Origin of the sequence: Streptomyces sp. PA03-1a, assembly GCF_033792805.1 — a bacterium.
Lineage (GTDB): Bacteria > Actinomycetota > Actinomycetes > Streptomycetales > Streptomycetaceae > Actinacidiphila.
In genome coordinates, this window is sequence record NZ_JARAVO010000105.1 from 17,542 (window position 1) to 30,592 (window position 13,051).

General features: G+C 71.9%; 10 protein-coding genes. 5 read left to right on the forward strand and 5 right to left on the reverse strand.

Annotation, left to right across the window (positions count from 1 at the left end; genetic code table 11):
• Positions 1–64 precede the first annotated feature (64 nt).
• Positions 65–781, forward strand: a complete 717-nt coding sequence (locus PV341_RS23470; protein WP_500358911.1) for a DUF2470 domain-containing protein — start codon at positions 65–67, stop codon at positions 779–781.
• A gap of 43 nt (positions 782–824) precedes the next feature.
• Here the strand turns inward: PV341_RS23470 and PV341_RS23475 are convergent, their stop codons facing one another.
• Together PV341_RS23475 and PV341_RS23480 are read right to left on the reverse strand one after the other, a co-directional pair.
• Complete coding sequence (locus tag PV341_RS23475; protein ID WP_500324427.1) at positions 825–2,174, reverse strand: replication-associated recombination protein A; 1,350 nt, start codon at positions 2,172–2,174, stop codon at positions 825–827.
• A 44-nt stretch (positions 2,175–2,218) separates the two neighbouring features.
• Positions 2,219–2,863: a vitamin K epoxide reductase family protein gene (locus tag PV341_RS23480; protein WP_500324428.1), complete on the reverse strand. Its 645-nt coding sequence runs from the start codon at positions 2,861–2,863 to the stop codon at positions 2,219–2,221.
• 280 nt (positions 2,864–3,143) lie between these two features.
• Between PV341_RS23480 and PV341_RS23485 the strand changes: the two genes are divergently transcribed.
• Entirely contained in the window at positions 3,144–3,953 is an 810-nt protein-coding gene (locus PV341_RS23485) for an SAM-dependent methyltransferase (RefSeq protein WP_500324429.1), read from the forward strand.
• Positions 3,950–6,055 carry a putative bifunctional diguanylate cyclase/phosphodiesterase gene (locus PV341_RS23490; protein WP_500358910.1) on the forward strand — a complete coding sequence of 702 codons (2,106 nt, stop codon included), beginning with the start codon at positions 3,950–3,952 and terminating at the stop codon, positions 6,053–6,055. Before PV341_RS23485 ends, PV341_RS23490 begins: the two co-directional genes overlap by 4 nt.
• A gap of 94 nt (positions 6,056–6,149) precedes the next feature.
• Here the strand turns inward: PV341_RS23490 and hisS are convergent, their stop codons facing one another.
• A complete protein-coding gene (gene hisS, locus PV341_RS23495) occupies positions 6,150–7,412 on the reverse strand; it encodes a histidine--tRNA ligase (RefSeq protein ID WP_500324431.1) in 1,263 nt (420 codons plus the stop codon).
• Between the two features lie 13 nt (positions 7,413–7,425).
• The gene (locus PV341_RS23500; RefSeq protein WP_500324432.1) at positions 7,426–8,142 is read right to left on the reverse strand and encodes an MBL fold metallo-hydrolase; all 717 of its coding nucleotides are present in this window, start codon (positions 8,140–8,142) and stop codon (positions 7,426–7,428) included.
• A 194-nt stretch (positions 8,143–8,336) separates the two neighbouring features.
• On the opposite strand from PV341_RS23500, the gene PV341_RS23505 reads away from it, so the two are divergent.
• Complete coding sequence (locus PV341_RS23505; RefSeq protein ID WP_500324433.1) at positions 8,337–9,161, forward strand: peptidylprolyl isomerase; 825 nt, start codon at positions 8,337–8,339, stop codon at positions 9,159–9,161.
• Between the two features lie 220 nt (positions 9,162–9,381).
• Positions 9,382–10,611: a DUF349 domain-containing protein gene (locus tag PV341_RS23510; RefSeq protein ID WP_500324434.1), complete on the forward strand. Its 1,230-nt coding sequence runs from the start codon at positions 9,382–9,384 to the stop codon at positions 10,609–10,611.
• A 108-nt stretch (positions 10,612–10,719) separates the two neighbouring features.
• On the opposite strand, the gene PV341_RS23515 is transcribed toward PV341_RS23510, so the two are convergent.
• Complete coding sequence (locus PV341_RS23515) at positions 10,720–13,032, reverse strand: RelA/SpoT family protein (RefSeq protein ID WP_500358912.1); 2,313 nt, start codon at positions 13,030–13,032, stop codon at positions 10,720–10,722.
• Positions 13,033–13,051: the final 19 nt, after the last annotated feature.

Genomic DNA, 13,051 nt, shown 5'->3' on the forward strand with positions numbered 1-13,051 from the left:
CGACTTGACGGGGGTCCGATCAGCTCATGGTCAGCCGCGTCCCAGCGGGCATGAAACCGCCCGACTGCCGTCAGCAGCCGAGCGCACACGAACTCTCGTACAGAGTACCGCCTCCGCCATCCTGGTGATTCCCGGCCTGGTGCCCGACCTCCCCGAGCTCATGGTCCCGGACGAGCGGATCGTGGGCACCGACGGTGACCTGTTCCTGCTGTTCCCCGCGGAATCGCCCGCCGTACGGGCCGCCACGCACGCCGAGGACGACGACCTCACGGCTGTGCTCGACATCACTGACGTCGCCCCGGTCGCGGTGCCCGGACGCATCCGCGGCCGCGCCTGGATCGCCGGCTGGCTCACCGTCGCGCGAGACCTGCCGGCCCCGGCCGGGAAGGTGCGGCTACGGCTGGAGGTCGGCGAGGCGTCGCTGGACGACCTGTGGGGCGCGGAGCAGGTGGAGCCGGACGAGTTCGCCGCGGCCCGTCCCGACCCGCTGGTCGAGCACGAGGCGGAGCTGCTGCAGCACCTGGCGGCCGCCCACGCCGACCAGGTGGGCTGGCTGTGCGCGCTCGCCGGCGGCACCGGCGCCTGCCGCAGCACGCCGACCACCGCGGTGCCGCTCGCCCTGGACCGCTTCGGGCTGCGGGTGCGCTTCACCGGCGAGGACGGCACCTTCGACGCGCGCTTCGAGTTCCTGGAGCCCGTACGGGGCCACGCCGACCTGCACCGGGCCATGCACACGCTCTTCGACGCCGCGCAGGAGGCCGCGGCCGCACAGGAGCACTGACCCGGCCCCGGCCCCGGCGCACCCGGCCCCAGCGGGCGTGGCGCTACTCCCCCGCCAGCCGCTCCCTGACCCGTTCCAGGACGTCGGCGTAGCGGGCCTCGGCGCCGTAGCGCGTCGGCTCGTAGTAGCGCCGGCCGTGGATCTCGTCCGGCGCGTACTGCTGGGCGGCGATGGCACCGGGCAGATCGTGCGGGTACTGGTAGCCCTGGCCGTGCCCGAGTTTCGCGGCGCCCTTGTAGTGGCTGTCGCGCAGGTGCGCGGGGACCGGCCCCGCCTTGCCCGCGCGTACGTCGGCGAGCGCGGCCCCGATGGCCGTCGTCGCCGCGTTGGACTTGGGGGCCAGGGCGAGCGCGATCGTGGCGTGGCTGAGGGTCAGCGCGGCCTCCGGGAAGCCGATCATCGCCACCGCCTGGGCCGCGGCGACCGCCGTGGGCAGCGCGGTCGGGTCGGCCAGGCCGATGTCCTCGCTCGCGGAGATCATCAGCCGGCGGGCGATGAACCGCGGGTCCTCCCCCGCCTCGATCATGCGGGCCAGGTAGTGCAGGGCGGCGTCCACGTCCGAGCCGCGGATGGACTTGATCAGGGCGCTGGCCACGTCGTAGTGCTGGTCGCCGTCGCGGTCGTACTTCACGGCGGCGCGGTCGACGGTCTCCTCGAGGGTGCTCAGGGAGATCTCCGGCTCGCCCTTCGCCAGGGCCGCGCCCGCGCCGGCCTCCAGGGCGGTCAGCGCCCGGCGGGCGTCCCCGCCGGCGATCCGCAGCAGGTGCTCCTCGGTGTCCTCGGGCAGCGTGACCGCGCCCTTGAGCCCGCGCTCGTCGGCGAGCGCCCGCCGCAGCAGGCCGCGCAGGTCGTCGTCGGTCAGGGGCTCCAGGGTGAGCAGCAGGGACCGGGACAGCAGCGGGGAGATGATCGAGAAGTACGGGTTCTCGGTGGTGGCGGCGATCAGGGTGACCCAGCGGTTCTCGACGGCGGGGAGCAGGGAGTCCTGCTGGGCCTTGCTGAACCGGTGGATCTCGTCCAGGAAGAGCACGGTGTCGCGGCCGTAACCGCCGGACTCGCGCTTGGCGCTCTCGATGACCGCGCGGACCTCCTTGACGCCCGCGGTGATCGCCGACAGCTCGACGAAGCGCTTGTTGGTGGCGTGGCTGACGACGTAGGCGAGGGTCGTCTTGCCGATGCCCGGCGGACCCCACAGGATCACCGAGGACGGTCCCGCCGGTCCGCCGCCGCCCTCGCCGACCAGGCGCCGCAGCGGCGACCCGGGCCTGAGCAGATGGCCCTGCCCCACGACCTCGTCGAGGGTGCGCGGGCGCATCCGTACGGCCAGGGGGCTGCCTCCGGGCTCCCTCGACTGGCGTTCCTCTGCGGCGGCGGTGAACAGGTCGGGCTCCACGGCAAGGAAGCCTATGTCACGGCACCGACACCGCGGCCCCGCCGTCAGATCAGGGTGCTCCAGTACGTCCACCAGCGGGTCAGGATCGCCACCGCGATCACGCCGTACCAGAGGACGGGGACGACCCAGTGGAATTCCAGCACCAGGTCCCGGACACGGGCGGGCGCCGGGATGATCTCGTGCTTGAGGTTGTGGACGAGGGTGTACCAGAACAGCGCGATGGTGACGACCCACGCCAGCGAGCACCACAGGCACAGCGAGCCGATGCTGTACAGCGACTGGTACTGCAGCCATGTGACGAAGCCGACGCCGAAGAGCGTCCCGGCCTGCAGTCCGAGCCAGAACCAGCGACGGTAGCGCGCGCCGGCGAGCATTCCCACGGCGAGGGCGATGACGACCGGGTAGGCGACCATGCCGATCATCGGGTTGGGGAAGCCGAAGGCGTGCGCCTGCTCGCTCTTCATGATGTTGCCGCAGGAGATGATCGGGTTCAGGCTGCAGCCGGGGACGAAGTTCGGGTCCTCCAGCAGCTTGAACTTGTCGATCGTGATGACCCACGAGGCGAGCAGGCCGAGCGCACCGCAGACCACGAGCAGCCAGGTGAAGGCCCTGCCCGCGCCGACGAGCCCGTCCGTGGACTCCTGGCTCCCGCCGTCGGTGCGAGCCGTGTCAACCACCGTAGTCACCATGTCGCCGTTTCCGTGGGTCGGGGATGTGCCGCACTGCCCAACGCGTCGAACCTGCCGGAAGTGCCGGGTCCCATGGTGCCGTGTCACCCGCGCGAGCGACAACGGCCGGGCGGGAGGGCGGAATTCTGCTGCTCTTCGTGTGGCAGCCGTCGCGCCGTGTTATCGGCCGCCGCGCAGGCGCGATGGACCGCACCCTCCAAAAATGCGCATACATAAGACATATAGGATTCTCAGAGGACCCGGAGATCCGAGGATCCACTTCGACGGGGAGAGGTGCCCCATGCGTCGACCCGAGTGGGTGCCCGCAGGGACGGACGTCGAGACGCCGAACGCCGCCCGGGTCTACGACTACTACCTGGGCGGATCCCACAACTTCGAGGCCGACCGCGACATGGCGCGGCAGGCCATGGCGCTGTGGCCCGACCTGCCGGTGATCATGCGTGCCAACCGCGCCTTCCTGCGCCGCGCGGTCCAGCACCTCGCCGGCCTGGGCATCACCCGCTTCCTGGACATCGGCTCCGGGATCCCGACCTTCGGCGCCGTGCACGAGGTCGCGCGGGCCGTCCGCCCGGAAGCACACGTGGTGTACGTCGATCTGGACCCGATCGCGGTGGCCCACAGCCGCCTGCTGCTCCAGGACGACCCGCTGAGCGCCATGGTGATGGCCGACATGACCGACACCGGCGACCTGCTCTCCCGGCCCGAGGTCACCGCCCTGCTGGCACCCGGGGAACCGGTGGCGGTGCTGCTGGTGGCGATGCTCCACTTCGTCACCGACGCCGAGGACCCCCCCAAGATCGTGGGCGCGCTGCGCGACGCGGTACCGCCCGGCAGCCATCTGGTACTCACCCACGCCTCCCGGGACAGCCGCCCCGAGCAGGCGGACTCGCTGGCGGAGCTGTACGCGCGGCGCACCACGACGCCGCTGGTCATGCGGACCAGGAAGGACGTGACGGCGTTCTTCGACGGCTGGGACCTCCTGCCGCCGGGCCTGGTGTGGCTGCCCGAGTGGCGCCCGGAGGGCCCCGAGTCGGTGGGGCCGCATCCGGAGTGGATGTCGGGCCTGGCCGGCGTGGGGAGGCGGCCGTGAGCCAGTCGCCGTCGCCCGTCGCGGGACCCGCCCCGGACTTCGCGGACGCCTGGTCGCACCTGCTGCGTTCCGGCCCGGGGCTCGCCCTGCCCCCGTTGACCCTGCACCGGGTGGCGGCAACGACCGCGGAGCTGCTCGGGCGGGCGCTGGGCGACCCCACGTGCGACACCGCGCAAGCGGAACAGGCCGGCATGCTGCTGGTGGAGGCCCACTTCACCGACCCGGAGATCCTGGCGGCCGCCGTGGCGCTGCTGCAGATCCAGCCGGCTGCTCCCGACCGGGTGCCGGTGGTGGCCGGCGCCTTCGCCTCCGGCTGGGCGGCGGCGCTGCGCGAGCGGACGCTTCGCGAGCAGGAGGCGATCCAGCGCGCGGCCTTCCGTGCCCGTGAGGACGCCGAGCGGGCCCGGCACGCCTCGGAGGCCCGGTTCCGCGCCCTGTTCGAACACGCCGCCATCGGCATCGGCATCGCGGACGTGGACGGCACGATCGTGCAGTTCAACCAGGCGCTCCGGGATCTGCTCGGGGCCCGCCCGGAGGACCTGCGGGGCCGCCGGGTCACGGAGCTGGTGCACCCCGAGGATGCCCCGGGGGTGTGGGAGGCGTACGACGACCTGGTCAACGGCCGCCGCGAGCGGTTCCAGTGCGACAAGCCGTACTACCGGCGCGACGGCGAGGTGGTGTGGACCCACCTGACCGTCTCGCTGATCCGCGACGAACACGGCGAGCCCCGCTACCAGGTGGCGATGGTCGAGGACATCACCGACCGCTACCGGCTGCAGGAGCGGCTGCGTCACCAGGCCACCCACGACCCGCTGACCGGGCTGCCCAACCGCACGGCGTTCTTCGAGCGGCTGGAGGGCCTCTTCGAGCAGCCGCAGCCCGGCGCCCGCTTCGGCCTGTGCTACGTCGACCTCGACGGCTTCAAGGTCGTCAACGACAGCCTCGGTCACGGGACCGGGGACCAGTTGCTGACGGCCGTGGCCGAGCGGCTGGACGCCGCGCTCGCCCCGCTGGGGCACCTGGTCGCCCGGCTGGGCGGGGACGAGTTCGTGGTGCTGCTGGAGGAGTGCCGCGGCGACCAGGAGGCGGTGGCGGTCGCCAAGCTCGTCCTGACCACGCTCGCGCGGCCCTTCCTCGTGGGCGGCCAGCAGTTGACGATCGGCGCGAGCGTCGGGGTGCTGGCGCAGCGGATCGCCGCCACGACCCCGGGGGCGGCGGTACGGGCGGCGGATCTGACGCTGTACCGCTCCAAGGAGGCCGGCCGCGGCCGCTGGACTCTCTTCGACCCCCGGCACAACGCGCGCGCCGTGAGCCGGTACGCCATCTCCGTACGGCTGCCGGTGGCGCTGGACCGCGGGGAGTTCTTCATCGACTACCAGCCGCTGTGCTCGCTCGCCGACGGCTCCCTGGCGGCGGTGGAGGCGCTGGTGCGGTGGCGTCACCCGCAGTTCGGGGTGCTGGGGCCGGACGAGTTCGTGGGGACGGCGGAGGAGACCGGGCTGATCATGCCGCTGGGCCGGTGGATCCTGGAGCGGGCGGTCGGGCAGGCGGCCGCCTGGGTGCGGCGCTACGGGGAGGCGGCCCCGCAGATCAACGTCAACCTGGCGGTCCGTCAGATCCGCAACCCCGGCCTGGTGCACGACGTCACGTCGATCCTGGAGAGCACCGGGCTCGAACCCGGGCGCCTGGAGCTGGAGATCACCGAGAGCGCCGTGATCGGGCCCGAGGACGAGTCGCTGCGCGCCCTGCAGGCGATCGCCGACGCCGGGGTCTCACTGGCCGTCGACGACTTCGGCACCGGCTGGTCGAACCTCGCCTACCTGAGGGATCTTCCGGTGTCCGGGCTGAAGATCGCCGGCGCGTTCGTCACCGACCCCCACCGCGCCGGAACGGACGACCCGGTGGGCTGGCGGATCGTCGGCGGCCTGGTGTCGCTGGCGCACGCGCTCGGCCTCACGGTCACCGCCGAGGGCGTGGAGAGTTCCCAGCACGCCCGGCGGCTGCGCTCACTGGGCTGCGACTGGGGCCAGGGCTGGTACTTCGGGCGGCCGATGCGGCCGGAGCGGATCGCCCGGTGGATCGAGCGGGGACGGCCGGAGTGACCCGCGGCCGGGAGGCCGGTGGCCGACGGCCGGTGCGCGCGCACGGCGCGGCCAGCCGGTGGGGACACCGGCCGGCCGCGTGACCGCCGGACGGTCAGACGAGCCGCTCGCGCACGGCCGCGACGACGCCGTCGAGCGGCACCGCGCTCTGCTCGCCGCTCTCCAGGTCCTTCACCTGCACGACGCCCTCGGCGAGGTCGCGCTCGCCGGCGACGATCGCCAGGCGCGCTCCCGAACGGTTGGCTGATTTCATCGCGTTCTTCAGCCCCTTGCCGCCGAAGGCGAAGTCCGTGGCGACGCCCGCCCGGCGCAGCTCGGTGACCACCGCGAACAGCACCCGGCGCGCCTCCTCGCCCATCGGCACGGCGAACACCTGCGTGGCAGCGGGCAGTTCGAGCTCGATGCCCTCGGCCTCCAGGGCCAGCACCGTACGGTCCACGCCCAGCGCCCAGCCCACCGACGGCAGCGCGGGGCCGCCGATCATCTCGGACAGGCCGTCGTAGCGGCCGCCGCCGCCGACCGCGGACTGCGAGCCGAGGCCGTCGTGCACGAACTCGAAGGTGGTGCGGGTGTAGTAGTCCAGACCGCGCACCAGCTTCGGGTCGTCCTCGTAGGCCACGCCCGCGGCCGTCAGCAGCTCGCGCACCTGCTCGTGGTAGGCCTTGCAGGCCTCGCACAGGTGGTCGCGCATCATCGGGGCCCCGACGAGCTGCTTCTGCACGCTGTCGCGCTTGTCGTCCAGGACGCGCAGCGGGTTGATCTCGATCCGGCGCCGGGTGTCCTCGTCGAGGTCGAGGCCGCGCAGGAAGTCCTGGAGGGCGGCCCGGTAGACCGGACGGCACTCGCGGTCGCCCAGCGAGTTGAGCAGCAGGCGGAAGTCACGCAGCCCCAGCGAGCGGTAGGCGTCCACGGCCAGGATGATCAACTCGGCGTCCAGCGCCGGGTCCTCGGCGCCGATCGCCTCGGCGCCGACCTGGGAGAAGTGGCGGTAACGCCCGGCCTGCGGCCGCTCGTAGCGGTAGTACGAGCCGGAGTACCAGAGCTTGACCGGCAGGTTGCCGGCCTTGTGCAGGTTGGCCTCCAGCGCGGCGCGCAGCACGGAGGCGGTGCCCTCGGGGCGCAGCGCGAGGTTCGTGCCGCCCTTGGTGGTGAGGGTGTACATCTCCTTGGTCACGATGTCGGTGGACTCGCCGACGCCGCGGGAGAAGAGCTCGACCTGCTCGAATCCGGGGGTCTCGACGTAGCCGTAGCCGGACCGCCGCAGCGGCGCGGCCAGCGCCTCGCGGACCGCCAGGAACACGGCGGAATCGGGCGGCAGGAGGTCATAGGTGCCCTTGGGGGCCTGGAAGGTGCTCACAGGAGGTCTCTCGTCACATTCCTCGTCGCGGAGGGGCGGGGTGGTCGTCCCCTCCGAGGCCGCGGGCCACCTCCGCCAGGTACGGGTTGGTGGCGCGCTCACGGCCGATGGTCGTCTGGGGTCCGTGGCCGGACAGCACCACGGTCGAGTCGTCGAGCGGCAGGCACACACGGGCCAGCGACACGAACAGCTCGTCCATGGAACCGCCGGGCAGATCGGTGCGGCCGACGGAGCCGGCGAACAGCAGGTCGCCCGAGAAGAACACCGAGGGGATCTCGGCGGTCTCGGGGAGCCTGAAGGTCACCGACCCCTCGGTATGGCCGGGCGCGTGCGCCACGGACAGCTCGAGACCGGCGAGCTCCAGCGTGCTGCCGTCGGTGAGCTCCTTCAGGTCGTCGGGCTCGCCGATGGTCAGTTCGCCGAGCAGCTGCGCGCCGATCGAGCGGCCGAGGGCCTTCTCCGGGTCGTTCAGCATGTAGCGGTCCCGGGGGTGGATCCAGGCCGGGACGCCATGGGCCCCGCAGACCGGGACGACCGAGGCCGTGTGGTCGAGATGGCCGTGGGTGAGGATGACGGCGACGGGCTTGAGACGGTGTTTGGCGAGCGTGTCCTCGACGCCCTGGGCCGCTTCGTGGCCCGGGTCGATGATCACGCACTCCTCACCGGCGGCGGGGGCGACCACGTAGCAGTTGGTGCCCCAGGCCCCGGCGGGGAACCCGGCAATGAGCACGTTCGTCCTTCTGTCGGCAGTCGTTCTCGGCAGGTCGTACCGCACGACGGCGGTCCCACGAGCCTACCGGCGCCGACGCGGCCATCGCGAACCAGTAACGTCGCTGGACTGGGGGGCGCGCCGGGCGCGAAGATCGGCGGCGAACGTTTGTCACATTCGGACGCGACGAGCAGAACGCATCGGGAGACGGCTCAGTGGTCACCAAGGATCAGCGGCGGCGCCAGCTCGCCCGGGAGAAGTTCGAGCGGCAGCACGACCGCCGTGTGCAGGCCCACCGGAAGACCGTACGGCGCAACGCGGTGGTCGCCGCCGTGCTCGCCGTGGTCCTGGCGGCGGGCGCCACGGCCTGGGCGGCCGGCGCCTTCGGTTCGGACCCCAAGAAGGACGACGCCGCCGCCGCGGGCGCCTCCCCCACCCCCGCGGAGACGAGCAAGGCGCCCGACCCGTGCGCCAAGCCCGCCGCGGGCAGCCCCGGCACGGAGCAGTGGAAGAAGGAGCCCGCGGTCACCGTCGACACCGCGGCGAAGTACACCTTCGCGCTGCAGACGACCTGTGGCGACATCGCGCTGGACCTCGACGCGAAGAACGCCCCGCACACGGTCAACTCCTTCGCGTTCCTGGCCGGCAAGGGCTACTTCGACCACACGAAGTGCCACCGGCTCACCACCAGCGGCATCTACGTGCTGCAGTGCGGCGATCCGACGGCCCAGGGCAGCGGCGGCCCCGGCTACACCATCCCGGACGAGAACCTGAAGGCGAAGGAGATCGCCGGGGGCACGTACCCGGCAGGCACGGTCGCCATGGCCAACACCGGCCAGGCGCACACCGGCGGCAGCCAGTTCTTCCTGGTCTACAAGGACAGCCCGCTGCCGCCGAACTACACCCCGTTCGGGACGATCAGCGCGGCCGGCATGAAGGTGCTGGACAAGATCGCGGCCGCGGGCGAGTCGACCGGTGCCGGAGACGGCGCCCCGAACGCCACCGTGGTGATCAACAAGGCGACGGTCGGGAAGTCCTGACCGCCGCGTCCCGCACCCGCAGGTGAATTTCGCGGGTGCGGGATGCGGACAGCCGGGGCACCGGTCGCCTATGTTGGCGTTGTGTAGGGTGCCTGCTCCGACGGCTGCACCATGGATGTGAGCGGACCGTCGGACCGGTCAGGGCACGGCCCGGCCGAATGGAACTGTGGACGATGCCCGCGAGCCGTACGGCGGCCGGGCATCACGTGGAGGAGGCGCTGTGAGCAGCGACCCGTGGGGCCGCGTCGACGAGACGGGGACCGTGTACGTGCGTACGGCCGATGGCGAGCGTGAAGTCGGCTCGTGGCAGGCAGGCTCCCCTGAGGAGGCGCTCGCCTACTTCGAGCGGAAATACGAGGGCCTCGTCGTCGAGATCGGCCTCCTCGAACGCCGGGTGAAGACCACCGACCTGTCCCCCAAGGACGCGTTGACCGCCATCGATCACCTGCGCGCCACGGTGACCGAGGCCCACGCCGTGGGAGACCTGGAAGCCCTCGCCAAGCGGCTGGACGCGCTGACCGACCAGGTCGACGCGCGCCGCGAGGAGCGCAAGGTCGCCAAGGCCAAGGCCTCCGAGGAGGCCAAGACGGCCAAGGAGGACCTGGTCACCGAGGCCGAGCAGCTGGCGCAGAGCGAGCAGTGGCGGGCCGCCGGTGAGCGGCTGCGCGCCCTGGTCGACATCTGGAAGGGCCTGCCCCGGCTGGACCGCAAGACCGACGACGAGCTGTGGCACCGCTTCAGCCACGCCCGTTCGGTCTTCTCCAAGCGGCGCAAGGCCCACTTCGCGGCGCTCGACTCGCAGCGCGAGGACGCCCGCCGGCGCAAGGAGAAGCTGGTGGAGGAGGCGCAGGCGCTGTCCGGCTCCACCGACTGGGGTCCCACGGCGGCGCGCTACCGCGAGCTGATGACCGACTGGAAGGCCGCCGGCCGCGCCCAGCGCGAGGCGGAGGAGGACCTGTGGAACCGCTTCCGCGGCGCCCAGGACGTCTTCTTCGCGGCCCGCTCCGAGGTCTTCGCCGAGCGCGACACCGAGCAGCGCGAGAACCTCACGCTGAAGGAGGAGCTGGCCATCGAGGCCGAGAAGCTGCTCCCGGTCACCGACTTGAAGGCGGCGCGCGCCGCCTTCCGCGGCATCAACGAGCGCTGGGAGGCGATCGGCCACGTGCCGCGCGACGCCCGGCCGCGCATCGAGGGCCGCATGCACGCGGTGGAGCGCTCCATCCAGGAGGCCGAGGAGGCCGAGTGGCGCCGCACCAACCCCGAGGCGCGGGCGCGTGCCGCGGGCCTGACCGGGGCGCTCCAGGCGGCCGTCGACAAGCTGCGCGAGCAGATCGAGGCGGCGCGGGCGGTGGGGAACACCTCCAAGGCCGACAAGCTGCAGCGGGAACTGGACGGGCGGCAGGCGCTGCTCGACCAGGCGCTGAAGTCCCTGGACGAGTTCGGCGGCTGAGGCTCGGCTGATGCTCCGCTGAGCCACCGGGGCATCGGCAGGACCACGAAGGACGAAGGGCCCGTACGCGAGGCGTGCGGGCCCTTCTGCGTGCTTCTCCGCGCCGTGTCAGCGCTGGCGCGCCGACGTCACCCGGTACACGTCGTAGACGCCCTCGACGCCGCGCACGGCCTTCAGGACGTGCCCGAGGTGCTTGGGGTCGCCCATCTCGAAGGTGAAGCGCGAGGTGGCCACCCGGTCGCGGGAGGTCTGGACGGCGGCGGACAGGATGTTGACGTGCTGGTCGGACAGGACACGCGTGACGTCCGACAGCAGACGGGACCGGTCCAGCGCCTCGACCTGGATGGCGACCAGGAAGACCGAGGACTGGGTCGGCGCCCACTCGACGTCGATGATCCGCTCGGGCTGCTGCGAGAGCGACTCGACGTTCACGCAGTCCGCCCGGTGCACGGAGACGCCGTTGCCGCGGGTGACGAAGCCGATGATCGGGTCGCCCGGCACCGGGGTGCAGCAGCGGGACAGCTTGACCCAGACGTCCTTCTCGCCCTTGACGATGACACCCGGGTCGGCGGCCGAGCGGCGCTTGGTGCGGCTGCGCGACGGGGTCGTGACCTCGGCGATGTCCTCGGTCGCGCCCTCCTCACCGCCCAGGGCCTCGACGAGTTTGTGCACGACGGACTGCGCGGTGATGTGCCCCTCGCCGATCGCCGCGTAGAGCGCGGAGATGTCGGGGTAGCGCATCTCGTGGGCGAGCGTGACGAGCGAGTCGCCGGTGAGCACCCGCTGGATCGGCAGGTTCTGCTTGCGCATCGCACGCGCGATGGCTTCCTTGCCCTGCTCGACGGCCTCCTCGCGGCGCTCCTTGGAGAACCAGGCGCGGATCTTGTTGCGGGCGCGCGGGGACTTGACGAAGCCGAGCCAGTCGCGGGACGGGCCGGCGCCCGCCGCCTTGGAGGTGAAGACCTCCACGGTGTCGCCGTTGTCGAGGGTCGACTCCAGCGGCACCAGGCGGCCGTTGACCCGCGCCCCTATCGTGCGGTGGCCGACCTCGGTGTGGACTGCGTACGCGAAGTCGACGGGGGTCGCGCCGGCGGGCAGCGCGATGACATCACCCTTGGGGGTGAAGACGAAGACCTCGTTGCGGGACAGGTCGAAGCGCAGCGACTCCAGGAACTCGCCCGGGTCCTCCGTCTCCTTCTGCCAGTCGAGCAACTGCCGCAGCCACGCCATGTCGTTGACGGCGTCGTCCTTCTTGGCGGACTTCGGGCTGTCGGTGCGCACCTTGGAGGCGCCGGCGACGGCCTCCTGCTTGTACTTCCAGTGCGCCGCGATGCCGTACTCGGCGCGGCGGTGCATGTCGAAGGTGCGGATCTGGATCTCGACCGGCTTGCCGCTGGGCCCGATGACCGTCGTGTGGAGCGACTGGTACATGTTGAACTTGGGCATCGCGATGTAGTCCTTGAACCGCCCCGGCACCGGGTTCCACCGCGCGTGGATGGTGCCCAGCGCCGCGTAGCAGTCGCGGACGGTGTCGACCAGGACGCGGATGCCCACCAGGTCGTAGATCTCGGCGAAGTCCCGGCCCCGCACGATCATCTTCTGGTAGACGCTGTAGTAGTGCTTGGGGCGACCGGTGACGGTCGCCTTGATGCGGGCGGCGCGCAGGTCCTGCTGCACCTGGTCGGTGACGACCGCCAGGTACTCGTCCCGCTTGGGGGCACGCTCGGCGACCAGCCGGACGATCTCGTCGTACATCTTGGGGTAGAGGATCGCGAACGCGAGGTCCTCCAGCTCCCACTTGATGGTGTTCATGCCCAGCCGGTGCGCCAGCGGGGCGTAGATCTCCAGCGTCTCGCGGGCCTTCTTCTCCTGCTTCTCCCGCTTGAGGTAACGCATGGTGCGCATGTTGTGCAGGCGGTCCGCGAGCTTGATGACCAGCACGCGCGGGTCCTTCGCCATGGCGACGACCATCTTGCGCACCGTCTCGGCCTGCGCGGCCTCGCCGAACTTGACCTTGTCCAGCTTGGTGACGCCGTCCACCAGCAGCGCGACGGAGTCGCCGAAGTCGCGGCGCAGCGCGTCCAGGCCGTACTCGGTGTCCTCGACGGTGTCGTGCAGCAGCCCGGCCATCAGCGTCGCCGGGTCCATGCCCAGCTCGGCCAGGATCGTCGTGACCGCCAGCGGGTGCGTGATGTACGGGTCGCCGCTCTTGCGCTTCTGGCCGCGGTGCCAGCGCTCGGCGACCTGGTAGGCGCGCTCGATCTGGCGCAGCTGCGACGTGTCGCCCTTGGGGTCGTTGCTGCGGACTATGCGCAGCAGGGGCTCCAGGACCGGGTTGTACGGGCTGGAACGCTGGACGCCGAGCCGGGCGAGACGGGCACGAACACGGTTGGAGGAGGTGGCGGGCCGGTTCGGGGCCACGCTCCCGGGAGTGCGTGCG